This is a genomic window from Cytobacillus sp. MT66 (assembly GCF_058792595.1).
Window position 1 is genome coordinate 48,476 of the sequence record NZ_JBXAFB010000014.1, and the last position, 25,496, is coordinate 73,971.

The 25,496-nt window shown below is 38.5% G+C and carries 37 protein-coding genes; all 37 read left to right on the forward strand.

Annotated features, from left to right (window positions below; all coding sequences use genetic code 11):
- Window positions 1–36 precede the first annotated feature (36 nt).
- The 37 genes from AC1Q59_RS20355 (at window position 37) to AC1Q59_RS20535 (ending at window position 25,491) form a co-directional block, all read left to right on the forward strand.
- Window positions 37–633 (forward strand): BA5345 family protein, encoded by a 597-nt coding sequence (locus AC1Q59_RS20355; protein ID WP_492367692.1) that lies wholly within the window; start codon window positions 37–39, stop codon window positions 631–633.
- A 72-nt stretch (window positions 634–705) separates the two neighbouring features.
- Entirely contained in the window at window positions 706–1,560 is an 855-nt protein-coding gene (locus AC1Q59_RS20360) for a terminase small subunit (RefSeq protein ID WP_492367693.1), read from the forward strand.
- The gene (locus AC1Q59_RS20365) at window positions 1,529–2,857 is read left to right on the forward strand and encodes a PBSX family phage terminase large subunit (protein ID WP_492367694.1); all 1,329 of its coding nucleotides are present in this window, start codon (window positions 1,529–1,531) and stop codon (window positions 2,855–2,857) included. The genes AC1Q59_RS20360 and AC1Q59_RS20365 overlap by 32 nt, the downstream gene beginning before the upstream one ends.
- Before the next feature lie 4 nt (window positions 2,858–2,861).
- On the forward strand, window positions 2,862–4,310 hold the full coding sequence (locus AC1Q59_RS20370; protein ID WP_492367695.1) for a phage portal protein: 1,449 nt from the start codon (window positions 2,862–2,864) through the stop codon (window positions 4,308–4,310).
- A complete protein-coding gene (locus tag AC1Q59_RS20375; protein WP_492367696.1) occupies window positions 4,310–5,317 on the forward strand; it encodes a minor capsid protein in 1,008 nt (335 codons plus the stop codon). Before AC1Q59_RS20370 ends, AC1Q59_RS20375 begins: the two co-directional genes overlap by 1 nt.
- 12 nt (window positions 5,318–5,329) lie before the next feature.
- On the forward strand, window positions 5,330–5,551 hold the full coding sequence (locus AC1Q59_RS20380) for a hypothetical protein (protein WP_492367697.1): 222 nt from the start codon (window positions 5,330–5,332) through the stop codon (window positions 5,549–5,551).
- A gap of 9 nt (window positions 5,552–5,560) precedes the next feature.
- Window positions 5,561–6,034 carry a hypothetical protein gene (locus tag AC1Q59_RS20385; RefSeq protein ID WP_492367741.1) on the forward strand — a complete coding sequence of 158 codons (474 nt, stop codon included), beginning with the start codon at window positions 5,561–5,563 and terminating at the stop codon, window positions 6,032–6,034.
- Between the two features lie 103 nt (window positions 6,035–6,137).
- Window positions 6,138–6,731, forward strand: coding sequence for a phage scaffolding protein (locus AC1Q59_RS20390; protein ID WP_492367698.1), 594 nt, complete (start codon window positions 6,138–6,140; stop codon window positions 6,729–6,731).
- 17 nt (window positions 6,732–6,748) lie between these two features.
- On the forward strand, window positions 6,749–7,057 hold the full coding sequence (locus AC1Q59_RS20395; protein WP_492367699.1) for a hypothetical protein: 309 nt from the start codon (window positions 6,749–6,751) through the stop codon (window positions 7,055–7,057).
- A gap of 34 nt (window positions 7,058–7,091) precedes the next feature.
- On the forward strand, window positions 7,092–8,117 hold the full coding sequence (locus tag AC1Q59_RS20400; RefSeq protein ID WP_492367700.1) for a major capsid protein: 1,026 nt from the start codon (window positions 7,092–7,094) through the stop codon (window positions 8,115–8,117).
- Window positions 8,118–8,130: 13 nt separating this feature from the next.
- Entirely contained in the window at window positions 8,131–8,277 is a 147-nt protein-coding gene (locus AC1Q59_RS20405) for a hypothetical protein (RefSeq protein WP_492367701.1), read from the forward strand.
- A gap of 5 nt (window positions 8,278–8,282) precedes the next feature.
- A complete protein-coding gene (locus AC1Q59_RS20410; RefSeq protein ID WP_492367702.1) occupies window positions 8,283–8,633 on the forward strand; it encodes a head-tail connector protein in 351 nt (116 codons plus the stop codon).
- A 1-nt stretch (window position 8,634) separates the two neighbouring features.
- Window positions 8,635–9,000 carry a hypothetical protein gene (locus AC1Q59_RS20415; RefSeq protein WP_492367703.1) on the forward strand — a complete coding sequence of 122 codons (366 nt, stop codon included), beginning with the start codon at window positions 8,635–8,637 and terminating at the stop codon, window positions 8,998–9,000.
- Entirely contained in the window at window positions 9,000–9,398 is a 399-nt protein-coding gene (locus tag AC1Q59_RS20420; RefSeq protein ID WP_492367704.1) for an HK97 gp10 family phage protein, read from the forward strand. The genes AC1Q59_RS20415 and AC1Q59_RS20420 overlap by 1 nt, the downstream gene beginning before the upstream one ends.
- Entirely contained in the window at window positions 9,388–9,792 is a 405-nt protein-coding gene (locus tag AC1Q59_RS20425) for a phage tail terminator family protein (protein ID WP_492367705.1), read from the forward strand. The genes AC1Q59_RS20420 and AC1Q59_RS20425 overlap by 11 nt, the downstream gene beginning before the upstream one ends.
- Entirely contained in the window at window positions 9,785–9,964 is a 180-nt protein-coding gene (locus AC1Q59_RS20430) for a hypothetical protein (RefSeq protein ID WP_492367706.1), read from the forward strand. Before AC1Q59_RS20425 ends, AC1Q59_RS20430 begins: the two co-directional genes overlap by 8 nt.
- On the forward strand, window positions 9,964–11,262 hold the full coding sequence (locus AC1Q59_RS20435) for a phage tail sheath subtilisin-like domain-containing protein (RefSeq protein ID WP_492367707.1): 1,299 nt from the start codon (window positions 9,964–9,966) through the stop codon (window positions 11,260–11,262). Before AC1Q59_RS20430 ends, AC1Q59_RS20435 begins: the two co-directional genes overlap by 1 nt.
- 15 nt (window positions 11,263–11,277) lie before the next feature.
- Window positions 11,278–11,745: a phage tail tube protein gene (locus AC1Q59_RS20440; RefSeq protein ID WP_492367708.1), complete on the forward strand. Its 468-nt coding sequence runs from the start codon at window positions 11,278–11,280 to the stop codon at window positions 11,743–11,745.
- Between the two features lie 10 nt (window positions 11,746–11,755).
- Window positions 11,756–12,157: a phage tail assembly chaperone gene (locus AC1Q59_RS20445; RefSeq protein WP_492367709.1), complete on the forward strand. Its 402-nt coding sequence runs from the start codon at window positions 11,756–11,758 to the stop codon at window positions 12,155–12,157.
- A gap of 199 nt (window positions 12,158–12,356) precedes the next feature.
- Entirely contained in the window at window positions 12,357–14,588 is a 2,232-nt protein-coding gene (locus tag AC1Q59_RS20450) for a tape measure protein (RefSeq protein ID WP_492367710.1), read from the forward strand.
- A complete protein-coding gene (locus AC1Q59_RS20455; protein WP_492367711.1) occupies window positions 14,588–15,280 on the forward strand; it encodes a LysM peptidoglycan-binding domain-containing protein in 693 nt (230 codons plus the stop codon). Before AC1Q59_RS20450 ends, AC1Q59_RS20455 begins: the two co-directional genes overlap by 1 nt.
- A 9-nt stretch (window positions 15,281–15,289) precedes the next feature.
- Window positions 15,290–16,249 carry an XkdQ/YqbQ family protein gene (locus tag AC1Q59_RS20460; RefSeq protein ID WP_492367712.1) on the forward strand — a complete coding sequence of 320 codons (960 nt, stop codon included), beginning with the start codon at window positions 15,290–15,292 and terminating at the stop codon, window positions 16,247–16,249.
- Window positions 16,249–16,593: a DUF2577 domain-containing protein gene (locus tag AC1Q59_RS20465; RefSeq protein ID WP_492367713.1), complete on the forward strand. Its 345-nt coding sequence runs from the start codon at window positions 16,249–16,251 to the stop codon at window positions 16,591–16,593. The genes AC1Q59_RS20460 and AC1Q59_RS20465 overlap by 1 nt, the downstream gene beginning before the upstream one ends.
- A gap of 3 nt (window positions 16,594–16,596) precedes the next feature.
- Window positions 16,597–17,013 carry a DUF2634 domain-containing protein gene (locus tag AC1Q59_RS20470; RefSeq protein WP_492367714.1) on the forward strand — a complete coding sequence of 139 codons (417 nt, stop codon included), beginning with the start codon at window positions 16,597–16,599 and terminating at the stop codon, window positions 17,011–17,013.
- Window positions 17,003–18,043: a baseplate J/gp47 family protein gene (locus AC1Q59_RS20475; protein ID WP_492367715.1), complete on the forward strand. Its 1,041-nt coding sequence runs from the start codon at window positions 17,003–17,005 to the stop codon at window positions 18,041–18,043. The genes AC1Q59_RS20470 and AC1Q59_RS20475 overlap by 11 nt, the downstream gene beginning before the upstream one ends.
- 2 nt (window positions 18,044–18,045) lie before the next feature.
- Window positions 18,046–18,837 carry a putative phage tail protein gene (locus AC1Q59_RS20480; protein WP_492367716.1) on the forward strand — a complete coding sequence of 264 codons (792 nt, stop codon included), beginning with the start codon at window positions 18,046–18,048 and terminating at the stop codon, window positions 18,835–18,837.
- A 10-nt stretch (window positions 18,838–18,847) separates the two neighbouring features.
- Window positions 18,848–19,051, forward strand: coding sequence for a hypothetical protein (locus tag AC1Q59_RS20485; protein ID WP_492367717.1), 204 nt, complete (start codon window positions 18,848–18,850; stop codon window positions 19,049–19,051).
- A gap of 15 nt (window positions 19,052–19,066) precedes the next feature.
- The gene (locus AC1Q59_RS20490; protein WP_492367718.1) at window positions 19,067–19,999 is read left to right on the forward strand and encodes an Ig-like domain-containing protein; all 933 of its coding nucleotides are present in this window, start codon (window positions 19,067–19,069) and stop codon (window positions 19,997–19,999) included.
- A gap of 14 nt (window positions 20,000–20,013) precedes the next feature.
- A complete protein-coding gene (locus AC1Q59_RS20495; RefSeq protein WP_492367719.1) occupies window positions 20,014–20,670 on the forward strand; it encodes a tail fiber protein in 657 nt (218 codons plus the stop codon).
- 15 nt (window positions 20,671–20,685) lie between these two features.
- Window positions 20,686–21,288, forward strand: coding sequence for a DUF4376 domain-containing protein (locus AC1Q59_RS20500; RefSeq protein ID WP_492367720.1), 603 nt, complete (start codon window positions 20,686–20,688; stop codon window positions 21,286–21,288).
- Window positions 21,289–21,501, forward strand: a complete 213-nt coding sequence (locus tag AC1Q59_RS20505; RefSeq protein ID WP_492367721.1) for a hypothetical protein — start codon at window positions 21,289–21,291, stop codon at window positions 21,499–21,501.
- Between the two features lie 628 nt (window positions 21,502–22,129).
- Window positions 22,130–22,639, forward strand: coding sequence for a hypothetical protein (locus AC1Q59_RS20510; protein WP_492367722.1), 510 nt, complete (start codon window positions 22,130–22,132; stop codon window positions 22,637–22,639).
- 170 nt (window positions 22,640–22,809) lie between these two features.
- Window positions 22,810–23,805 carry a site-specific tyrosine recombinase/integron integrase gene (gene xerA, locus AC1Q59_RS20515; RefSeq protein ID WP_492367723.1) on the forward strand — a complete coding sequence of 332 codons (996 nt, stop codon included), beginning with the start codon at window positions 22,810–22,812 and terminating at the stop codon, window positions 23,803–23,805.
- 39 nt (window positions 23,806–23,844) lie between these two features.
- Window positions 23,845–24,189, forward strand: coding sequence for a hypothetical protein (locus AC1Q59_RS20520; protein ID WP_492367724.1), 345 nt, complete (start codon window positions 23,845–23,847; stop codon window positions 24,187–24,189).
- 5 nt (window positions 24,190–24,194) lie between these two features.
- Window positions 24,195–24,476 carry a hypothetical protein gene (locus AC1Q59_RS20525; protein ID WP_492367725.1) on the forward strand — a complete coding sequence of 94 codons (282 nt, stop codon included), beginning with the start codon at window positions 24,195–24,197 and terminating at the stop codon, window positions 24,474–24,476.
- A complete protein-coding gene (locus AC1Q59_RS20530) occupies window positions 24,476–24,826 on the forward strand; it encodes a hypothetical protein (RefSeq protein ID WP_492367726.1) in 351 nt (116 codons plus the stop codon). The genes AC1Q59_RS20525 and AC1Q59_RS20530 overlap by 1 nt, the downstream gene beginning before the upstream one ends.
- Window positions 24,826–25,491 carry a glycoside hydrolase family 73 protein gene (locus AC1Q59_RS20535; RefSeq protein ID WP_492367727.1) on the forward strand — a complete coding sequence of 222 codons (666 nt, stop codon included), beginning with the start codon at window positions 24,826–24,828 and terminating at the stop codon, window positions 25,489–25,491. The genes AC1Q59_RS20530 and AC1Q59_RS20535 overlap by 1 nt, the downstream gene beginning before the upstream one ends.
- Window positions 25,492–25,496 lie beyond the last annotated feature (5 nt).

Below are 25,496 nucleotides of genomic sequence, written 5' to 3' on the forward strand. Positions count from 1 at the left end.
CGAATTGGGTTAGGAAGGAGGGGGTAGAAGTTAGAGGTGAACTTTGAAACGAAATATCTAATTAGATGGGGAATCCCTGGATGGATTTTGATGATGGTTCTTGGTCCGTTTTTGTTTGTTATTTATCAAGCAAATATAGCAAAAATTGCAGATACAATAAGCTTTTTAGCAATAGGAGCATACTTAACTGTTATAGGCGTTCCTTTAGGATATATGCTTAACCAGATTCACCATTCATTGTTTTGGGTTATAAGGAAGCTCAGGTTTTCAATGAAAATAAAGAGGCAAGATGGATGGTACGACTATTTTAGGCAAGAATTAAAAGTAGAAAAAATTTTTTATAATAGTGAAACTCCGGAATCTTTAGAAGTTGCTAAAATGAAAAAGGAAAGGTATCGATATTTACTTTCTAGGAAACATGAACTTGGTGGTGTTATGATTAGTCTTTTAATTGCTTCAATTGTAATTTTGGGAGTAATGACTATCGAACATCTATACAGGGAATGGTGGGCCTGTGTTTATTTTTTTGTTACATTTTTTCTATTTATTTTGATATCTATTAGTAGATGGTATTCTAGTAAAAATATTGATAAATATTTCGAAGAATATCTAAAAGAAGCTGATAGACTGTAAGCGTTCCTTCGGGAGTGCTTTTTCTTTTGTCCAAAACAGCTAAAATTACCGGAGGTGGGCAGGTGATGTGACATGCCTAATTGGGATGAAATTAGAAAAGAGTTTGAATCCTCGAAAATTACTTTAGCTGCATTAGCTGAAATACACGGAGTAAAGTTGGGGACCTTAAAGAGCCGTAAAAGCCGTGAAGGATGGTCAAGGGGTTCACCTAAAAAGGATGCAACCAAAATAAAAAAGGTTGCAACCATTGAACCGGTGATTGAGAACGATGATTTAAATGATAAACAGAAGGACTTCTGCCTTTATTATATCAAGTATTTTAATGCTACTAAGGCTTATCAGAAAGCATATGGATGTAGTTATCTTTCTGCCAAAGCACATGGACATAAACTGTTGCAAAATGTTGCCGTGAAAAAAGAAGTTGAACGCTTGAAAGCGGAACAACAACAGACGCTTTTTCTAGAAGGAAAAGACGTACTTCAAAAGTACATTGATATCGCTTTTGCGGACATAACAGACTATGTTGAATTTGGTCAAAAAGAGATGTCAGAACTAGATCATAATGGTGAACCGTTAGTCGATGAAAATGGCGATGCTGTAACATATGTTTATAGCTTTGTTAATCTCAAAAACCATGAAGAGGTTGACGGCAGCCTAATAACAGAGGTCAAAAAAGGTAAAGACGGTGTGTCAATCAAGCTTGCTGACAAGATGAAGGCCCTTGAAAAGCTATCTTTATACTTTGACTTATTCCCTGACAAATTCAAACGTCAAGTGGAGGAAGAGAAACTTAAAATTGAACATCACAAAGTATTTGGCTCTGAGGATCCTGAGGAGTTCGAAGATGATGGTTTTGAAGATGCTTTAAATGCAACTACTTCGGAGGTGTGGGCTGATGTTAGCGACTCAACCGAAGAAGATAGTTAAGGGATTCTCCTTTTTAACTAATGGACCAAAGAAAAAGAAGCCAGCACCTTTTAAATTCAGACCATTTTCCTTTAAACAAAAACAAGTATTGACCTGGTGGCGAAAAGGTTCACCAGTGAAAGATAAAGATGGAATCATATGTGATGGATCCGTCCGAGCTGGGAAAACTGTTGTCATGTCTCTTTCCTATGTAATGTGGGGAATGGATACCTTTAATGAGGTTAACCTTGGAATGGCCGGCAAAACAATTGGCTCTTTTAGAAGGAACGTTATTACACCTTTAAAAAGAATGCTAAAGGCAAGAGGATACAAGGTAAAAGACCATCGGGCAGATAACTTTTTAACCGTCACCTATAAAGGGAAAACTAATTACTTTTATATTTTCGGTGGAAAAGATGAGGGCTCCCAGGACTTAATTCAAGGTATCACACTTGCTGGAATGTTCTTTGATGAAGTGGCCTTAATGCCTCAGTCATTCGTAAACCAAGCAACAGCCCGTTGTTCTATTGATGGTGCAAAGTTTTGGTTTAACTGTAACCCCGCTGGACCTTATCACTGGTTCAAAGTGGAATACCTTGATCAGTTGAAAGAAAAGAACATGCTGCATATCCATTTCACAATGGATGATAACCTCTCGCTTACTGAGAAGACCAAAGAACGCTATAAGCGAATGTATAAGGGGATTTTCTATCAGCGCTTCATTTTAGGTCTGTGGGTGCTTGCTGAGGGCATTATCTATGACATGTTCGATAAGGACAAGCATGTTGTTACTACTGAACAAAGACGGTACACAAAACACTATGTCAGCATTGACTATGGTACTCAAAACCCTACTACCTTTGGCTTGTGGGGTTTTTGTGATGGAATTTGGTACAAAGTGAAGGAATATCACTATGACGGCCGCCAGAAAAGTAAGCAAAAGACAGATCAAGAATACCTGGAAGATTTACAGAAATTCCTTGAGGGTGTTAATGATTTTAAGGGTGTCATCGTGGATCCGTCAGCTGCATCGTTTATTGCCTTGCTAAAAAAGAATCGCTTCAAAGTTATTAAGGCGAAAAATGAAGTAATAGACGGGATAAGAAATGTCAGCAACGCTCTCAATAATACATTAATTAAATACAACGATTGTTGCAAAGAAACATTCAGGGAGTTTTCTTCTTACATCTGGGATGAAAAGGCAGCTGATCGAGGCGAAGATAAGCCAGTGAAGCAAAATGACCACCAAATGGACGGTGACCGTTATTTTGTTAATACTATTTTGTTTAATAATCAAAGTGTAGCTGTACTGAAATGAGGTGATGAATTTGTTAATTGAGGACCTGTACCGCCGACCATATCATGAACAATTAAATGACATTATAAAAAATATGGTTGATGGCGTTATTTCTGAAAATGAGGTTCTTGTTCAGGAGATTAAAGAATGGCTTTCCAGTGATACTAGGAAAAGCATGCTTGCTGGTGAAGCTTATTACCTAAACAAGACCGATATTAGAGAAAAGAAAAAACGGGATGCCGATTGGAAATCCAATATTAAATTGGAGCATGGCTTTGCTAAGAAGTTAGTAGACCAAAAGATTGGTTATTTACTAACTAAGGAGCCAACTATAGCCACAGAAAAAGAACAATACAGTAAATTGTTAGGTGAAGAAGTTTTTACTCGTAACTTCTTAAAAAAGCTTAAGAATACTGGGAAAGAGTCCATTAACAAAGGCATTGCGTATTTGTATGTGTATTTCGATGAGAAAGGGCAACTTTCGTTCAAAAAGTTTCCATCGGAGCAAATACTCCCGTTTTGGAAAGATAGTGAACATACAGAGTTAGCAGCATTTATTCGTGTTTACTATGAGACCATTTACATGAATCGCAAAAAAGAGGTTCAAACCAAAGTTGAGTACCACCATCCAAACGGAATTAATTATTTTGTTTTTGATGGTGCGAAGCTTATAGCAGATGTACCAGCTGGCATTGAATCAACACATCATTTTAAGATTGATGACGAGCCTTTCTTATGGACTCGGATACCATTGATTCCATTTAAGTACAACGAAGAAGAGCAGCCGCTAATTGATACAATTAAGTCTTTAATTGATAACTACAATACTCAGGCTTCAACAAATGCTGATTTGCTTGCAGATTTACCACAGTTTATTTACAAGTTAATAAACTATGGTGGCGTTGATCTAAAGGAATTCTTAGATGACTTGAATCTTTATAGAGCTGTTAAGTTGGATGAAGAAGGCGATTTAGATAAGCTTCAGGCAACGCCTGAAACGGATGCTACCGAAAAGGAGCTCAGCCGGGATCGTAAATCCATATATGAGTTTGGCCGCGGCGTTGATACTACAGATGAAAACTTAGGAAATGCATCCGGTGTGGCCTTACGCTATCGATATTCCGATTTAGATATGGACTGTAATATTCTCGAATCAGAGTTCCAATCTTCCCTAGAGCACCTTCTTTGGTTTGTAAATGAATATTTTCTCGTGACTGGAAAAGGTGATTTCAGAAATGAAACAGTCAACATCATCTTTAACCGCGATATTATCATCAATGAATCAGAGGTTATTGCGGATTGCAGTAGCTCCGTTGGCATTCTTGATGACAAAACTATTCGCGAAAACCACCCTTGGTACAACGAAGAAGTTGAGAATCGCCTCGAGGAGCAAAAGGTAGCGGAAAAGTATGAGCAAGATGAATACTTAGAGACATTCAAGAAACAACAGCAGACCGGTACAGGTGATGAATAATGTCTAAGTACTGGGAGCAACGCTCAACTCAAAGAGAGCTTGAAGCTACGCTTATTGCTGAAAAGTATCTTGCTAGAATGGAAGTCAGGTTAAAGGAAGCCCAGCAGGATGTGTTTCAGCAAATAAATGCTTTTTATGGCCGTTATGCCAAAGATAATAAAATTACATTATCTGAAGCGAAAAAGACCTTAACCTCGAAGGAATTGAAGGAATTTAAAGAGGTTGATTTAAAAAGGTTTAGGGAAATGGCGTTGTCAGGTAATCCAGAATATGAGCCTCTGCTGAATGCCATTAGCTACCGTGTTCGGATTTCTCGATTAGAAGCCCTTAACGCTCATATTGAAATGATCATGTTGCAACTGTATGGCGGGGCATATGGTTTACAGGAGTACACCTATACAGGTCTTTCGGAAATCTATAAAAATACTTATTATCACACCATGTTTGATTTGGCTGCATTTGGTGCTGCTGGCACTGTCCAGTATCTTGGCAACAATACGATGAAGGAGGTCCTTTCTTACAATTGGAGTGGGAAAGAGTTTTCTACTCGAATATGGGGGCACCAAAAGCAAACCATTGCGGATATTAAAGAAGCGCTGGAAAGAAGCTTTGCCGCTGGCCATTCCCTTGACCGCACTAGTAAGGCAATTATGGAGAAAACCAATGTTGCTTATTCTCGTGCGGTGGCCCTTGTAAGAACTGAATCGAATTTCTTTCACAACCTTGCAGCGCAAAACAGTTATGTTGATGCTGATCTTGAGAAATATGAGGTACTGGCTACGTTAGATATGAGGACATCTGATATTTGCCACGAAAAGGATGGGAAAATATATTTAACCAAAGATTATAACCCAGGTAAAACAGCTCCACCTTTCCATGTGCGGTGCCGGACTACTACAATACCCTGGTTCGATGAATCAGAGTATATGGATGGGGAACAGCGTCAGTCAATGGACGGTCTTGTGGATTCCATGACTTATGAAGAGTGGATAAAACAATATCAATAAAAGGATGATTTCATGAGTAACCTTTTATTCTTAAACAGTAATTCAGTGTCTGATATGCTGCTTAGAATTATGGATTTATACGGAAATGGGCAAATTGAAGGTTTCGTAATAGGTGTAAAGCTAAAAGATGGTGAATTTGCTTGCGGTTTTACCGATGGAATCAGCTTCCTTGAAAAACTAGGTCTATCCCAGGCGATTATAAATGATATTCAGCTTTCGGCAAATGAAGAGTAGAGAGGGTGAATGGATATGCCTAAAAGGTATAGAAAGAGGCGAGTTGTGATAGAGGCTTTAAAAACATTTGATTCACAACCGATTTCAAAGGCAAAGAATTTTGTAGGTGATTCTTTTTACTGTGATGGTAGTAATTGTTTTATTAAAACACTCGAAGGCGACATGAAGGTGGAGGCAGGGGATTATATTATCAAGGGAGTCCAAGGTGAGTTTTATCCATGTAAGCCGGATATTTTTGAAGCAACATATGAGCCTGTAGTTGAGAGTGGTCTGGTTTACGCCGTATCTAGGAAATATGGATTTACAGTGGATGAAGCTCAGAAATTACTCTCTAATGATGAGACTAAAGAAATATTATTGGCAAATATAGAAAATAACTTTGGTGGAACTTCAGTTATAAATGTCACCATTAAAAATGAAGAGTGTGATGTCGGAAACATTGTAAAAAGTATAGAGAAACAAATTCAGAAAAGTTTATATTAAGGTATTAATCTTTTCGTCATCTTAGCATTTATGGACGTTAACTATAAAGCTGGCCGTGGACGTAACCACGTAAAACAATCGTAACCAATGGAGGTAAAAATAGATGAAAAGAGAGTTTTTAGAAGGTCTTGGTCTTGAAAAGGAAAAAATTGATTCCATCATGGCAGAGCACGGAAAAACTGTTGAAAGTCAAAAAAATAAGGTTAACGACCTTACATCAAGCTTAGATGATTTAAAGAAACAGATGGAACAACGTGATAAGGACCTGAAAGAATTGAAAAAGCAAGCCGAAGGAAACGCTGACTTGCAAACAAAGTTTGAAACGCTTGAAAAGCAATACAAGGACGAGAAAGAGGCTCTTGAAACAAAAATCAAGGAAACTCAAATGTCCAGTGCTCTTAAACTAGCTTTAGCTGGTAAAGTCCATGACGCTGATCTAGTATCAGGTCTTATCGACAAAACAAAAATTGAATTAGGTGAAGACGGAAACGTCACCAAAGGACTTGATGAGCAGATTAAAACGCTGCAGGAATCAAAGTCCTTTTTATTTGTTCCAGAATCAAAGGGCTCTGGAATTAAAGGAGCAACACCTCCTGATGGGGATAAGGGCGCTGGTGGAGAAGTGAGCGTTGGGGCGAACTTTGCGAAAAGTGCTAACGAAAAAAGCCAACCGGCAAAAATTTCATTATGGGATTAAGAAAGGAGAAATGATTCATGTATGTATCTAGGAAAGATGTTTCACAAATTAACTTTTTAGCCAGTGCTAAATTTCAAGCTTTCACTTATCAGGTTAGTGACGCGGGTGTAGCAGCTAATGAGGAAGGGCGTAAGATTGTTCCAGCAGGAACTGTTTATCCTGCCAATGATGCTACTGCTACTGGAATCTTATTAAATGATGTTGATGTCACTCATGGTCCTCAGCCTGGCTCTGTTATTGTTGAGGGTTATATTATTGAGTCACGTTTGCCTGTTGCAGTAGCTGCAGAAGCAAAAACAGCATTAAAAGAAATCAAATTCCGATAAAAAATAAAATTTAAGAGTAAAGGAGAATCATAATATGCCAAGTGTATTAGAACTATTTAATCAAAAAGAAGTATTAAACTATCTTCAAAATCGTCAATATCCTGCATTACTTGGGGCTTCATTGTTCCCGGAGGTTAAAAAGCAGTCTCTTGAATTTGACCTTATCAAAGGCGCCGGCCGTACACCGGTTATTGCTTCAGTTCATGCTTTTGATACTGAATCTGAAATTGGTTCTCGTGAAGCAAGCAAAATGGCTTTAGAACTAGCTTTAATTAAGCGTAAAATGCAGCTAACTGAAAAAGAGATTGTTGCTCTTGAAAACCCACGTAATCAAGTAGAGCAAAATTACCTAATGCAAAATGTTTATAATGACATTGATGTGCTTGTAGCCGGTGTTAACGCCCGTATTGAGGCAATGCGCATGGAGGTTCTTGCTAAGGGGACTGTTACATTAGCTGAAAACGGTCTTTCTGCATCGGTGGATTATGGGGTGCCTGATGATAATAAAGAAGCGCTTGCTGGAACAGATGTATGGACTGATACAACAAATTCAGATCCAATCGGAGACATTCAGCGTTGGGCAAATTCACTACCTATCGCACCAACCCGTGCACTAACATCAAATACAGTGTTGGCTGCATTGCTTGCACACCCTGCTGTAAAAGCAGCTATGTTTGGTACAAATTCAGGAAGAATGGTAACTCGTGGAGAGCTAAATGCTTTCTTACAAACTAATGGTCTTCCTCCTATCGCAACATACGATCAAAAGTATCGAAAGCAAGAAGCAAACGGTGCTTATACAACCCATCGTTACTTCCCTGAAAATTCTTTCGTTATGTTCGGCGATGGAGCACTTGGTGAAACTCTATTCGGACCAACTCCAGAAGAAGTGCGTCTAACTCGTGACCCTTCCATCGACATTACAAAAGTAGGCAATGTTCTTGCCATGGTTTATGAAGAAAACGTGGATCCTGTTAGCACTTGGACTAAAGCAGTTGCTACTGCGCTTCCTTCATTCCCTGCAGCTGATGAGGTATTCCAAGCTCAACCAATTGCGTAAGGAGGTTTTATAAGTGAAGGTAAAAGTTAATAAAATTCCAGTACGTTATAACGGGAAAACATATCGAAAAGGTGAAACCTTCGATATGGCTGAGAAATATTTTGATGAGTCGCTTGTTTCCAAGGTGAAAGAATCAAAAAAACAAGATAAAGAAGAGTAACAACTATGGATGTCTTAGAGATTGTAAAGGCGAAAGTGCCAGTTGATAAACTTCCAGCTGATCCATTATTGAAAATGCATATTGCAGAGGTGAGGCAAGCAATTCTCACCTTTTGCAATCGCACGGATATTCCATCTGAGTTAAATTTTGTTCATGCAAATATGGTCATTGATCTTATGACTGGGGAAACACGTAAAAATGATCCGGATGCTCACAGGGAAGTTTCTTCAATCAAAGAGGGAGATGCTCAGGTTAATTTTGGCGGAACTAAGCAAACATCCAGCGAATCAGCAACCCAGCAAATTCTATATAACTACAAATCTCAACTCCTTCGATACCGAAAATTGAGGTGGTAGGATGAATATTCGTGATCTAATGGCAAAGGCTACTACTGCATTTGAGTTTATGTATGACAAGCATGCCACTATTAAGCGTCATGAAGCGATTGTGAAGCCTAATGGTGCTGATGGGATGGATTGGGTTACAAAGCACACTGATGTACCTTGTCGACTATCTAGCACCGGGATTTCCTCACTTAACAATACCAACCAAGGGGATGCAAACATCATTCAGTATGATGTTATGCTTTTCTTGTCAAGCGATGTAGAGGTACTTGCCGGTGATGAGGTTATCGTTAGTGGTATAAAGTACGATTCAGCAAAAGAACCATTTGTTTATGTATCTCATCAAGAGGTGCTTCTTCTCCGGAAGGGGTACGCGTAATGGGATTTGAATACAGTGAGATGAAAGTAATGAGGCGGCAACTCGCTGAATTAAGACGCACTTCCTATGACATCCACATGAAGGTTGCTAAACGTATTGCCCAGCTTGCAATCCGGAAAGTGAAAAAAATGACTCCTGTTGATACAGGTAATCTTCGCAATAACTGGAAGTTTACTGTTACTAAGAAGGGCGATAACTTCTATGTAACAATTTATAATCTATTAGAATACGCGTCTTTCGTTGAAAATGGCCATCGCATTGTAGTTGCTGGACAAACTATAGGATGGGTTGAAGGTCGTTTTATGTTAAAGCTAACCATGGACGAAATGGAGCGCATTGCACCCAACATGTGGAAAAGGGAAGTTGAAAAGGAGATGAGAAGAATATTTGGTCAATAACTTAAAATCTCTCATTATCCAACAAATTAAGCAAGTCTATGGAAATGTAAAAGTATATGATGAACCGGTTAGGCAGGGGTTAGTGACTCCTGCTTTTTTAGTGCTTATTTTTAATAATTCACAAGAAACTCAGCCTGCCAGAAACGTTTTAAGGGCAGTGTCCATTAATGTGACCTATTTTCCGTCAAAAAAGGATCTTCGTTCAGAATGTGATGAAGTATTAGAAACATTTCAGAATGAGTTTAGGTATGTCGGTGACAAATACCATGTAAATGCCCTGGAGGGATCCGTTGAGGATGATGTATTAGTAATTACATTTACAGTAAATGTCCGTTTAAGAGAAATCTTTGAGGAAACCAAGATGCAAACATTAGGAGGTGTCAATATTGACTAAATCCAAATCCGAGGAAAAACAGAAGTTTAGTAAATCTGCATTTTTAGATGCTGCTAAGGATAAAAAGGAGCGTTTATTAATTCAGACATTGCTTGATGATGATAAATCTTATTCAAAGGATGAAGTATCCAGGATTTTAAAAGAATGGAAAACAAAGGAGGTTAAGGCATAATGACAGGTGGCAATTGGGTAACACAGAACAAAGTTCGTCCGGGTACTTATATTAACTTTGAAACTAATGATTTAGTGACAACTGGCGTAGATGCTACAGGACCTGTTGTCCTTCCTCTTAAACTTGACTGGGGGGAAGTTGGTAAGTTTATTAAGGTGACCTCAAACAGTAAATTTCAAGAGTTGTTCGGAAAATCACTTGCTGATATTGTCCCAATACGTGAGGCATTCAAAGCAACTGGGCAAGTCATTGTCTACAATTTGAATGGTGTAGGAGAGAAAGCTACTGCAACAAGTGATACTTTCGTTGCTACCGCGGTTCATGGCGGTACAGATGGGAATAAAATTAGCGTTACTGTTACTGTCGGACTCGAAGGAACATCTACTGTCAGAACATTCTACAATGGCAATCAGGTCGACTCTCAAGTAGTTGAAACATCTGCAGATCTTGTGCCTAATGCATATGCAACGTTTAGTGGTACTTTGCCTCTTGCCGATGCAACACTAACACTAACTGGTGGTACGACTGTAGCGGCTACAAATGAGTCATATTCTGAATGTGCAGCTGGATTGGATACACAGGAATTTAAGGTTGTTGCAGTTGGTACTGATGATGCTACAGTTAAATCGTTATTTACATTAAAAGTAAAAGAATGGCGACAACAAACCGGGAAGAATGTCACGCTTGTAACAAATAATTATAATGTTGCAGACTTTGAGGGAGTTGTTTCTGTTTTAAATGGAGTAACTCTCGAGGGAAATGAAGTACTAACTGCTAAAGAATCGCTTTATTGGTATGCCGCTGCTTATGCCAATGCAACAACAAACTCATTGACCTATGCTGAGTACCCTGGAGCAATTGACTGTGAACGAAAAGGTCATGACGAAATTGTACAAGCTTTAAAAGATGGTCACATCGTCTTTTCATTTAATAATGACAGCGTTGTGGTTGAGCAGGATATTAATACATTCCGTTCATTTACCATTAAAAAGAATCAGGATTTCCGCAAAAACAAGATTGTACGTGAAATGGATATTGTGTCCAATAATACGCAGTATATTTACTCGAAATTCTTTATTGGAAAAATAGATAACAATGAAAACGGCCGTAATTTGTTTAAACAACAAATCATGAAGGTTGTTTTAGATCCTTTAGTTCGTGTCGGAGCGATTGATCCATATGTGCCAGAGGATATTGTCATTGAACAAGGTGCTGAAAAGGATGCAGTTTTAGTTACTCTTGGCATTAAGTTTAATGATGCAATGGAAAAACTTTATATGACTGTAGCGTGTAAATAATGGGGGTGTTAATAGATGACTAGAATCATGAGGACAGATGACGCAATCAGCGGTAAAGAGGGCATGGTCTATATAACAATTGACGGATCTTCCTTGGAATATGCTGAAATCATTAAGTTTGAAGCAAAAGTAACCTATAAAAAAGCAAAAGTTGCACGGGTAGGCGCCAGAATGGACGGAAGTAAAATAATTGGTGCTGAAGGAACCGGTGCAACGACTGTTCATTATCATCGTCCTGAAAACCGAAAGATGGCATTAGAGTACATTCGTTCAGGGAAAACGCCTATCTTTGATGCTATGGTTGTAAATGACGATAAATCAAGTTTTGCTGGAAAACAGACAACACTAGTGAAAAACATTGTTCCTGATGAAGCTACTATTGCCAAATTAGACGGAGAGTCAGAGGATACACTGACTGAAGAAATTCCGTTTACTTATGATGATTTTGATTTCTTAGAACAATTTAAAGTGATAAATAACTAGGAGGATATAAATGAGTAAATTTAAAGCGTTTTTAAAAGAAAATGTACAAGCTGCAGAAAATGCCTCATTAAAACTTGATCGTTTTAGTGAGGCTATTCTTTTGCGTCCATTATCTTCTGGAGAGTCTGATTTAATTAGTGACCGCTGTTATAAAAATAAAGCTGGTAGGAAAGGTAAGCAGGAACGTGTATTTGATGCTATTCGGTACAATCGAGAAATCTGTGTAGCGTCTATCGTTCACCCAGACTTAAACGATACAGAGCTACAGGAATCTTATGGTGTGCGTGGCGCTGATAATCTTTTTTCTAAACTATTTCTATTGGGAGAGGCAAATCAAATCCTCGAAAAAGTATCCGAAATTAGTGGGATCGATACAACAATGGATGACGAAATAGAAGCAGCAAAAAACTAATTGACGGAGGGGAAGATGAGGTAGATGGCATGGCCCTCTACGCTCATTATGCCCTCCATAGATTCAATATTCGTCCCCGGGAATTCTTAGAAATGGACCGTAAAGAAAAGGCTTTTATAATTGCCAGTATTAAAATTGAGTTAGAAAAAGAGAAAAAGGAACGGGATAAAGTAAAAAGCAAGTAGGGGGTGAGAGTGATATGTCAGGTGTTCAAACAAGCTTAGCGTTACAGGACCGTTTAACTGGACCACTTACTCGAATGATGAGAGCTATGGATAGGACAATAGGTATCATGGAACGGATGGACCGTACTGCAAACAGCGTTGATACTCGAGGGCTTCAACGCGCGAGAAGTCAAATTCAATCTGCAGCCGCTGATCTAGAACGATTGAGGTCATCGGCTAGCGGTGCGGCATCCGGGGGGCTTCAAATGCTACAGAACCAATACACCAATCTTCCCGGTCCAATAAATGTAGCCTCGGGAGCCGTTAGGAATTTCTTTGCAGGGTTTGCCGGGGCGGCAGCGGCTGTTTTATCTATTCAGGCATTAAGGGAAGGTTTTCAGGACTTTATAAGAGCCTCCGATACTTATATTTCTACCTCAGCACGGTTAGCAAATATTAATGACGGACTGCAGACCCAAGCGGAGCTTCAGGAAAGAGTATATCAAGCCGCACAGCGGAGCCTTTCAGGTTACAACGATATGGCCAGTAGCGTGGCCAAGTTAAACTTATTAGCAGCCGATGCTTTTTCTTCAAATAATGAGGCTATTCGGTTTAGTGAGCTAATGGGTAAAGCGTTTTCTGTTTCTGGTGCATCCACTCAGGAACGGTCTGCAGGGATGTACCAATTAACTCAGGCAATGGCCGCGGGGAAACTTCAAGGGGATGAATTCCGTTCCATCATGGAAAATGCTCCGTTACTTGCTAAGGCCATTTCAAACTCAATGGGTGTTTCAATGGGAGCCTTAAGGGAAATGTCCTCTGAGGGGCGTATTACTGCCGATATAATTAAAGGTGCGTTATTTGAAGCGGCAGAGGATATCGAAAATAAGTTTAATAGTATGCCTTTAACATTCTCGGATGCTATGACCGTTTTTGGAAACTGGGCCTCAAGGTCTTTTGAACCTTTATTTGTCCGTTTCAATCAATTTGTTAACTCTGATGCGTTTGATACATTGGCCGGACAAGCAATGTGGTTTGTCAATGTTTTTACGGCTGGAATGGGTTTAATGTTTGATGCTCTCGAGTGGTTTTATGGGATGGTTGGCAGAGTAGGCCAATTTTTCAATGATAATTGGGCATGGATTGCACCTATTTTAACCGTAATTGGGGCCTCGCTTGGAACAATTGGACTAATCTTATTAGGCTTGGCAACAAAATGGGCATTAGTTTCAGCAGCAACAGCTGTTGCAACCGCGGCTCAATGGGCTTTTGATAGAGCCATGTATGCTTTCCCTGGTACATGGATTCTTTTGTCCTTTGTAGCTGTCATATCCCTTGTCATTTACGCACTAATTAATTGGGCTAACCAAACAGCTGCAGTCCTTGGTTTTATTGCTGGGCTATTCACTACATTGATTACTGCCATTTGGAACCAATTTGTTTTATTGTGGAATTTTATTACGACTTTTGCCGAATTTTTATTAAACGTCTTTTTTGACCCGGTTTATGCGGTTAAAAAATTGTTCTATGATATGGCAAAAATGACAATTGATTATATGGCTTCCATGGCGGGCTCTTTTGATAATGCTGCTAATGTGTTAGCAAATGTCTTTGTATCCGGAGCTAACATTGCTATTGGTGCAATTAATGGCCTAATAAAGGCTCTTAATATGATTCCCGGTGTTGATATCGGGGAAGTCAGCAAAATTAATCCGGGGGCAGTTAGTAATTTATCAAGCAGACTTACTAATTTTGCTAACAATTTGGAAGCCCCGGCAAAAGGCAAAAATACAGTAAGTATTCCGCGATTAGAATTTAAGAGTTTACCAGATGCATTTAATGCTGGTAACTCATTCGGTAAATCGTTGTCACAATCAGCAAGTAATGCATTAACAAAGGTTGCTGATAAGGTATCCAGTGTTATTAAGGGCCCTAATGGTATGGATGAGAACCCGTTCAAGACAACTCTGGGAGATAGTTTGTTAAACAGTCCCGGAGCAATGAAAGATGCAGCAAATCCTACCGGCGGGAAACTTGATAAGGTTGGGAAAATCGATGATGACATTAACATTTCTGAAGAGGATATAAAACTGTTAAGGGAATTAGCAGAAATCAAGTCCATTCAGAACTTCGTTACATTAACGCCAACTGTTCAAATGCAAACAGGTGATATTAGAAACGATGTTGATGTAAACAAGATTATTAGTGATATCGAAGAAGCAATGATTAACGAAGTCGCACGTTCGGCAGAGGGGGACTTCTCGTGATGGTTCACGGCATTTATTTTAGTGCTAATAACGATAGAGAGGGATTTCGACTGCCGATTAACCCTGAAACTGTAGGTGTGATTGGTGCAGGGGATGGGGAAGAATTCACAATAGCTAAATTAGGAAACATTAACATCCCTAAAGATGTAAAACTAAAAGAATTTACCATCGAGTCATTTTTCCCGGCCTCTGAATCTATTTACCAAGTAACTCCATTCAGGGAGCCACAGTATTACATTGACACCCTAGAGAAATGGCAAGTAAGCAAGATATCTATTCGCTACATGTATGTTAATGGCTCCTTTGTAATCAATGAACTCGTGACAATCGAATCCTTTGATTATGATGAGACGGGTGGAAGTCCTGATGTTAATTTCAAGATTAAACTAAAGAAGTATGTTCCGTTTGGACCTAAGAAAATGAAGGTTGTTAAAAAAACAACTACCGAACCTGGTAAAACCAAAACTCAAGTGGTTCAGAAAAAAACGCCACCTCGTGAAAATAAAAAAGTAGTCCCGCAGACTTACTCCCTTGTTAAAGGGGATAGCTTATGGAAAGTTGCTCAAAAGTATACAAAAAATGGTGCTAACTATAGAGAACTTCAAGAGTTGAACGGGATAAAGGACAGCCAGCTTAGAAAATTACCAATTGGTTTGAAATTGAAAATCCCTCCATCATGGATTAAGAATTGAGGTGCCTTTATGGAAGTGTTGATAGACAATAAAAATGGCACTGTTTGGGATATGCCTGTATCCATGATTAAGTGGAGGACAAGCCGTATTGGAAAAGTTGGGACTTTAGAATCCGAACTTGTGATTGAAAACCCCCTCGAAGCTCCTATAAACAACGGAGATGTTATAAGGGTTACTGATGATGATAACAAAGTATTCTATGGTTATGTATTTGAAACAGAATATCAAAAATATGGTAAGGTTTCAGTAACCGCCTATGATCAATTAAGGTATTTAATGAGCAACGATACTTTCGTATTTGCGCCAACTACTGCAAGTGCTGCTATTAGAAAAATTGCTTCTGATTTCCAGTTGAAAATAGGTATCTTTGAGGATACAGGTTATATTATGCCGCCTGTAGTTGAAGATGACAAAAAGGCATTAGATGTAGCTTATAAGTTTCTTGATTCGACATTAATAGCGACAAATCGAAACTTTGTCCTTTTCGATAATTTCGGATCTCTTGAGCTACGAAACATTGAAAATATGGCCATTAAAGCAGACGACTTCTACATAGGGGAAGAGAGTCTGCTTTTTGATTTTAATTATAAGAAATCAATTGACGATGAGACTTATAACCGAGTGAAGTTAGTACAGGACAATAAAGACACTGGTAAACGTGAGGTCTACATCGCTCATGACAGCGCTAATATCGCTAAGTGGGGTAGACTGCAACATTTTCAGAAAGTAGACGAAAAAATGACATCGGCACAAATTAAGGATTTGTTAGATCGCTTAATTAGGCTCCGAAATCGTGAAACTAAATCATTAAAGCTAGACTGCCTTGGCAATTGGAAAGTAAGAGCAGGTAGTTTTGTTTTAATTTACATTGAAAAGTTGGGTATCAAAGAATACTTTCTTGTAGATGAGTGCACTCACCAATGGAAGGAAGGTATTCATACCATGCAGTTGGACGTGAAGGTGATTTAATGAAACTTGTTGATTTAATTAAAGCGACCGCATTAAAAGCATTCGAGGCTTCCAATCCGGTAAATGTTTTGTTCGGTACTGTTACTAGTACGGGCCCTCTAGAAATTGAAATACATCAGAAATTGAAACTAACAGAGGAATTTCTAGTTCTGTCAGAAAGAGTAACAAGGTATGAAGTTGACCTGGAACATGATCACTTAAACTCTGCTGGAACAACCACAAAAGCATTATCCAATTTATTAACCAAGACTCCTATTCGAACAGGGTTAAATAATGGGGATAAAGTGATTCTGCTTCGTGTCCAAGGTGGCCATCAATTTGTGGTACTCGATAAGGTGGTGTAACGCATGGTCCTACCAATTGGAGATATTATTGTTTCAGATGAAGTAGAAATAATTGAAGAAGCCACACTTCCTACAAAGACCTATAAACTTGACCTTAAAAGAGGAAGGTGCATAGGAATGACGGAAGGTTTAAAGGCGATGGAACAGGCAATTTTCAAAGCCTTAAGCACTATTAGATTTAAACATCTTATTTATTCAGATGATTACGGTTTTGAAAATCCCATAGGTCATGATGAAATATTCGTTCGAGCAGAGTTGCCGAGAAGAATTAGAGAGACATTACTTCAGGATGAGCGTATATCAGGTGTTGAAAATATGTCATTAAAATTTGAAGGTGATTCTGTTTGGGCAAGATTCACATGTATTACCATTTACGGGGATGTAAATGTGTTACGTGAGGTGAATTTATATGCAGCTTGAGGATAAAACGTTCGACATTATTCTAGATAGGATGCTTTCTAGGGTTCCTGATGGAATTGATAAAAGGGAAGGTTCCATTATTTATGATGCTCTTGCTCCTGCGGCTGCTGAATTAGCACAGGTTTATATCGAATTATATTCTGCTAAAAACAGTTTATCCCCGGATACATCAACCGGTGATGAGTTAACAGAGTATGCTTATGAAAGAGGTGTCTTTCGCAAGGGAGCCACTAAATCTATAAGAAAAGGGATATTTAATACTAATGTACCGTTAAACTCAAGGTTTAGCGCTCAAAACTACACATTTAAGGTTATTGAGCAAATTTCGAATTTTGAATACAAGCTTGAATGTGAACAAGCTGGTGAAGAAGGAAATATATATACTGGTCCTTTATCACCTATAGATTATATCGAAGGTTTGAATAGTGCCGAGCTAACAGATGTTCTTGTTCCCGGGGTGAATGAGGAAAATGATGATCAATTAAGAAACAGATTAAGGCAAAACTTCATTGATCCTGCCCAAGATGGAAACATTGCACAATATAATCAATGGGCTGAAGAGTATGAAGGAATCGGTGCTGCTAAGGTTTTTCCGTTGTGGGATGGAGGGAATACGGTTAAAGTGGCAATCACAAACCGATCATTCCAAGTTGCCGATTCTATTCTAGTTGATGAATTTCAAGAATATTTGGATCCAGGAAGCCAAGGTTTGGGCAACGGAAAAGCTCCACTTGGTAGCAAGGTAACAGTCACCGGCGGTGTTCGAAAAGACATTAACATTACTGGGAATGTGGTACTAGCAGATGGATTTACGGAGCCAGAGGGTGTGTCTGAGGCTATAAGTGAGTATTTAGCTAGTGTAACGTATGTAAAAAATAGCGTTAGCTACATGAGGGTTGCAGTTGCAATCTTAGACCTACCTAGCATAGTGGACCTGAATAATTTTACCGTCAATGGGGGCACTGTGGATATCGAATTGATTGGTGAAGAAATCCCAACGTTAAATAGCATCAACTTAACGGCGGTGTAGTTATGATCGATTATATTAAGTACACAATAGACGGTAAAACATATAGCCTGATCAATAACGGAGACGGTACCTGGAGTAAGGATATAAACGCCCCGAATGTAGCGGGCATGTATAATCTGCTTCTTGAAATAGGTCAAGATGGGATTAAAACTTTTATTGATAGTTCTGATCCGCGTTATTCGTTTTATTTAGAGGTAATTGAGGAGATTGAAAGAAAAGTAAATTTAATCGAATACCTCCAAGATTTTATGCAAGATATTTTGGAATTTCAAGAGCTTTTTGATACTGAAAATATTGAGTTTGACCTTGTTTATAACGAAATAAATAAAATTCTTCTGGACTCCTTTATAAGAACGGCAAGTATTGAAAAAGTAACAAGGTTAGAAAACTTTCTTCGCATTAAGGGTGAAGGCACCCTAGAGCAAAGGAGGACCTTCTTATTAGCACTCTTCCAAAAAGGTAAAAAACTGAATGAGGGGATAATCAAAGAAGTTGCTAACACAATTACAGGGAGTGATTGTATAGTGACTTTTTTTGGCTCTGATGAGCTTAATAATCCGCAGCCTAGTTTCGCACTGTTGCAGATTCAAATTTTAAGTCCGGACAATAACAAGGACTATCGATATGCGGATATAGCGAGGACATTAAGGCCTCTTGTTCCTGCCCATATTAAGCTTCTTGTTATTAAATATTTTTCAACTTGGGAAGATGTGAGAAATAATTATGCTGACTGGAATGCGGTCAAGGCGATGGATTCATGGCAGGCCTTAAAAAATTATATCCCGCCACAATAGGAGGTATTGCATGGCTATAAAAATCACTAATGTCAATATCTCAACGGATAATAGCAATGAAAATGAAGTAAATCCAACTGCAAAAGTAGGACAACAATTATTTTTAAAAGTTGAAGTGATTGAAAATAACTGGTTAAGCGTGAAGAACTTATATACTAGCTGGAACGATATCAAAAACAAGATTACAAGTTGGTTAGATTTGAAAAATATGTAAAGTTGAGGTGTCAAAATGGCCATTAAAACAGTAAAGGTCTTAATTAATGGATCTTGGGTCACGTTGACCAAAAATGAAACAACTGGGAAATATGAGGGCACTGTAGCAGCTCCCAATATTACAAGTTATAACGTAAATGCTGGACATTATTATCCAGTGACAGTCGAAGCTGAGGACCTCGCAGGTAATAAAACCACGGCAGCTGATGACCATCCGACTCTTGGAAGCAAGCTAAAGTTATTTGTAAAAGAAGTTACAAAACCGACTATTGCATTTACTGCTCCCGCTAGCGGTGCGTATTTGGCAACAAACACCCCTGATATTTCATTCCAGCTTCGTGATGAAACAAACGGGTCAGGAATTAAGATCAGTTCATTGTCTATCAAAATTGATGGTGGGGCCACTATCACAAACACGAGTCCTGGAGTATCTGTCACAGCGGTTACTGGTGGTTACAACGTTACTTATAAACCGCAGACAGCTTTATCTGATGGTGCCCACACCGTCACAGTCAATATTCAAGACAATGATGGAAATGCAGCCACGGCAGTAAGCAGGACATTTACTGTCGATACGGTACCACCAGAATTAAATATCACAACTCCAGCAGAGGGAACCACTTATCAAAATACTGCTAGTTTAACAGTTAGTGGATCTACAAACGATGCAACAAGTAGCCCAGTTACTGTGACTGTAAAACTAAATGCAGGTAGTGCAACAGCTGTTACAGTGGCTGGTGACGGTAGCTTCTCAAAAACTTTGACTCTAGTTGAAGGTACAAACACTATCGTTGTCACAGCGACTGATAAAGCTGATAAGACAAGCAGCGTCACAAGGACAGTTATCCTAAGTACTGTAGCTCCTACAATCAATGAGATTACAATTGTACCAAACCCAGTAAATGTTGGACAAAGCTATACGATAACCGTGGATGTAGTATCGAACTAAGGAGGTAGATCATATTGCAGCAAACACCAAATTATGCCTTGAAAAAGATTGATTTGGCTGATAGTCCACCGGACATTACTGTAATGAATCCCAATTGGGATAAGATAGATCAAGTTTTAAAAGATATACAAGATGCAATAAATTCAGGTGCAACCGATGAAGAATTGGCACTTTTACGCCAGGACCTTGCTGCACATTTGGCGGATGGAGTCTCGCACGTAACCCAAGCGGAAAAGGATAAGATAGCACTTATTAAAGATGCCACTACATCCCAAAAAGGCTTGGTACAACTTAATAATACCGTAACAAGCACCAGCACAACCCAAGCCGCAACAGCAAATGCTGTAAAAACAGCCCATGATAAGGCTGTTAGTGCGGAAAATGCGGTCAACAGCTTTGTAAAGTCTGCGACAGGGTCGTATACGGGCAACGGGGTTGACGGAAGGTTTATAAACGTCGGATTCACACCTTCCCATGTTATTTTGTCGTCATCATCTGGTTATTTCTATTCTATAAGTGAATATGGGGCTAACGTTATATATGACAATACCGTTAACAAGACTGGGGGTAATTGGGTTGTAACTAGTAATGGTTTTTTGACAAGTACAGCAAACTCTTACTTGTCTACAAATACTAACGGTAGAGTGTATAAATGGATTGCATTTGCATAAAGGAGTGATAATTGAATGTATTTCATAATCTATCAAAAAGATACCGGAGAGCCTTTATTACAAGAAGCAATATCTTCTTTTTTCACAAAAGAAACTTACAATCCGTCACATAACTTTGAACACGTTATTACAAACCACAGTGGAACAAAAGAGGATTACGATATATTATGGCTTGAGGAATTGGACCCGAGAATTTATACACACGAATTTGCCATATTGAACGGTGTGCTTATTTTTGGAGTAGAAAAAACGCCGCCTTTAGATGAAATTAAACAGCAAAAAATTCAAGAACTAGACAAGCTATGTACTGAAACGATTCTCGGCAGATTCAAGTGTACTCTTAACAATATTGAATACGAGTTTTCCTATGACATGGAAGCGCAATCCCGGTTTAATGGCGTGGCGGTTTTGTTCTTAGCAGGTAAGATTCAAGAAATGGAATGGACAGCGTATATAAATGGCGAACGTGTTAGAATCATTCTTACACAGTCGGAATTCGACACTGTATCTTTAGCTGCCATGACCCACCAAGCTACTAATATAGCGAAATTTAATCAGCTATTAAAACAAGTCGAAACCGCCACGACAACAGAGGAAGTCGAAGCGGTGATATGGTAAATGAAACGTTATATCTGGAATATCCTTATCTCCATTGACCAATTATTTAACACGCTATTTGCAGGAGATCCAGACGAAACCTTATCAAGTCGAATGGGTAAACGAGCAAGAAAAGGGGATAAGTTTAGTAAATGTGTTTGCCGGGTGTTAGACATATTCGATAAGGACCATTGCGAGAAATCCATTGAGCGAGACAGGGGAAAACCTTTGTAATACTCTTGGACGATAATGCGCAACAACTAAACACCTAAAATAAGGTGTGTTTTTTATGGTCCGGTTGACGCGCGGAAGTTGGCGCGCTGGCGGTGACGCCCTTGCGCGCCATGCTAATTCCGGCCATAACCTCGAGCACGTGGGTTCGAGCGCAGTGGTTCGAGCGCATACGCTTCAAGTTAAATTAAGCTGGAACCTTTGTTGTGCATAAGCTAACAGGCATTTTTAAAGTGGTAAAATAACCGTAACTAAATACCAAAAACAACTCATTTTTTTAGCGGTTTTTAGCTCCTTTTGCAAAGGGGGAAACTTAATAAAATTTTCAAAATCAATTACATTATGTTTAGCAAATAAACGCCAAAGGAGGCGTATTTTTTTATGGACAAAATTCATCAAGAATTGTTAATGATGAACCCACTTTATTTCATACCAATCTATTTATTGCTACCAATTATAATTTATATTCTAGTTGGGTTGTTGGTATATAGAAAAACCAAAAATCCACTGCTTGTTGTTTCCTCAATTTGTTTTTCTTTTACAATATTGTGGATTATGAATTTGACAATAAATTTTTAGCAGGATATTTACATCTCCCTGTCAAAATATTTGATGGGGAGGAGTGGATATTGTGAAAATTACACCGAAGGATTATTCTTATGAAATAGCCTATTTAGAGAAATTAATGACTAATGTTCAAACTAATGTTTACTTTACATTTGGAATTATTGTAGCTGTACTTACATTAGCTGTTACCGCTGTTGGATGGGCATTATCAGTTTTAGCTAAATCATGGGTAAATAAAAGAGTGGATCAAGAATTAGACAGGCGCTTGGTCAGCTTATTGAAAAATAACCCACCAGTATTTAGTGCATCAGGTTCAGCGATTCCGGATGCGAATAATAAAATCTATCTAAGTCCGGATATACAAGGGATTGAACAATTTGAAACGGATAATGTAATAATTCTTGATCTCCGGCCAGAACAAAAGACGTGGGATAATGTTGGTGGTAATTTTAAATACGAAATAAATAAAAATGACAATGGTATTGTGGAGATTGTTGTTCCCGATTACCATGAGAACAACAGATTGATTCACTGGAAAGTTGTGTGGCTAAGGAAACACTATAAAATTGAATAATTACGAATATTTGTTCTTATTTCCTTGAGGAACCGTTTATGTTATGTTAAGTTAGAAGCAGGTAGACAGGACTGATCATCTTGTCGCAAACGCACCGAGGAGCGTACCTGCTTCTTTTTTATTGCAGGGAATCTCCTAAAGTCGAAATACCTTCCTCGGGGGAATAAAAAATGAATACTTTTACTGCAGGTGAGTTGCTAATCTCTGAAATTGTGGGTTACATTTCGGAATTAGTGCCAATTCATGTTGAACAAGTCAAAGGCAAATTGTCAGCAATTATCACAAAGTATCATGTGACAAAGCCAAAAGGTGATGAAGTGCATCCGGACTTAACAGACAATATTAATCTGTTTCTATCATCCAAAAAGTTGGAGGGCCTTAGTCCTGTCACTCTTGAAGGTTATGAACTTGAACTCAACATCTTTGCAAACACTGTAAAGAAAAGAACAATTAACATTACAGCTGCAGACATAAGAGTTTTCCTTGGACAATTCCAACACTTAAAGCTAAGTTCTCTTTCTCGAAAACTTTCAGTTTTGAAAAGCTTCTTTAGTTGGTTAGCCGGTGAGGAAATCATCCAGCGTGATCCAACAGCTAAGATTAAACCTCCAAGAGAAGAAAAGCGGTTACCTAAAGCGCTTACTATTGTAGAATTAGAAATGTTAAGGGAATCATGTGATACAGATAGACAAAGGGCATTTATTGAGGTCCTTTATGCATCTGGAACACGATTATCTGAAATACACCAACTTAATATAAAAGATGTAAATCAACAAACAATGAGCTCCAATGTTATAGGTAAAGGTAACAAGGAACGGGAAGTTTACTTGTCTTTTAAGGCAATGTATCACTTGAACAAGTATCTGAATAGCCGTACAGATGATTGCGAGGCATTATTCGTAACCGAAAGAAAACCATATAGAAGGCTATCTAAACGTGGAATCCAAAGGGAGATTAAACTTATTGCCCAAAAAGCTGGCCTAGCGGATAAAGTCAGCCCTCACGTACTTAGACATACATTTGCCACCTTAACATTAAATAATGGCGCGGAGCTTGCAGCTGTCCAGGAGTTACTTGGACACAGCTCACCAGACACAACCTTGCGGTATGCAAGGATAACCGAAGAGCGAAAACGTGAACAACATAAAAAATACCTTGTATTGTAAGAGTCCTTTTTGGGGCTCTTTTTATTTTGGAGGTGGACCATGGCGGACGTGCAAACTGAAACAAAGCAAATTTTAGTTGCTTTGGGGAGACTTGAAGAAAACTTTAAAAATATGAATGCAAAAATAGATGAGATGTCTAAGGTTTCTAGTATTGTTACTCAAACAGAGCAAAGTGCAAAGAGTGCTCATAATCGGATCGATGATATTAAAAAGGATTTCAATGAAAAGGTAGCTGAAGTTAAAAAAGATTATGAAGAGAAAATCGCCTATCAAAAGGAACGCCATGATAAGCTAGATGGTCATATAACTTGGTTATGGAGGACGGTTGGTGGTAGTTTGATAGGCTTGGTATTTAGTGTGATTTTATATTTTGTAAAGGGGTGATGCACTTGTTTGGGTATCGGATCGTGAAAAAGGAAAAGCCTAAAACGGAATTTTCGAAGAAACTGCTGTATGTCATTTTCTTTGTAACTGCGATTATCATTGCTTTTACTTTATATATCATTTACGAGACAAAGGATACTTCACCTTTGTCTTATTTAATTCCAGCTATTTTTACGGAAGTTGCAACGGCAACGGGCTTTTACTACTGGAAAGCTAAAAAAGAAAATGAGATTAAGCTAAGAAAGCTGTACGGACAGGAAATTGACTTTGACAAGGAGGAATTGTAATGGGTTTTGTTATTGAAAATTGGTATATGTTCATTGTAGTATTAGCAGTATTGATTTTACTAGGTAGTGCCATTTTTATGTTCTTTAAGCTTCCTACTGATAATCAGCTGGAAAAGGTAAAAGAATGGCTTCTTTTAGCTGTTACCCAAGCAGAAGTAGAGTTAGGTGGGGGAACTGGCCGGCTAAAACTCCGTTTTGTTTATGATTTATTCATTACACGTTTTGTTTGGATTTCAAGATTAATAAGTTTTGAATATTTTAGTCATTTAGTGGATGAGGCACTTGAAGAAATGAGAATGATGTTAGAAACAAATGAGGCTGTAAAAACACTTGTTGAAGGTGATGCATAATGAGCTTCATCAGTGAGATTGCCCCACACGCTCAGAGGATTTCAAAAGAATTTAATATTCTACCGTCACTTATTATCGCTCAGGCTATTCATGAATCAAATTGGGGTAAAAGCGGCCTTGCTACAAAAGGAAAAAACCTTTTCGGCATCAAAGGTAATTATCATGGCCAATCTATCACCATGCCCACATGGGAGCATTACAACGACAAGGACGTTAAAATTAATGCAGCCTTTAGAAAATATCCAAGTTGGTACGAGAGCCTTTGTGATTTGGCTTACTTATATTGCAATGGGGTGTCATGGGACCGGAAGAAGTACCATGCTGTTATTGGGGAAAAAGATTATAAAAGGGCAGCCAATGCCGTTCAGAAGGCTGGATATGCTACTGATCCGAATTATGCTTCAAAGCTTATTCGTACTATTGAGTCAAACAATCTAACAAAATTTGACGAAGAGGATGATGAAGAAATGATAAAAGAAAAATTTCAACCTAAAAAACATAGCGAACTAACTCCCGGCCAAAAGGCAGCGCTTGACCGCTTAATTAAGATTAAAGCAGTGGCCCCAGATTATAAACCTAATGAAATTGATTTAACGACAATTTCTATTATTGATTCCGCTTTTAAAAACAGCGGATTCTACGATTTTGCTAAGAAAAATATTTAGTAATA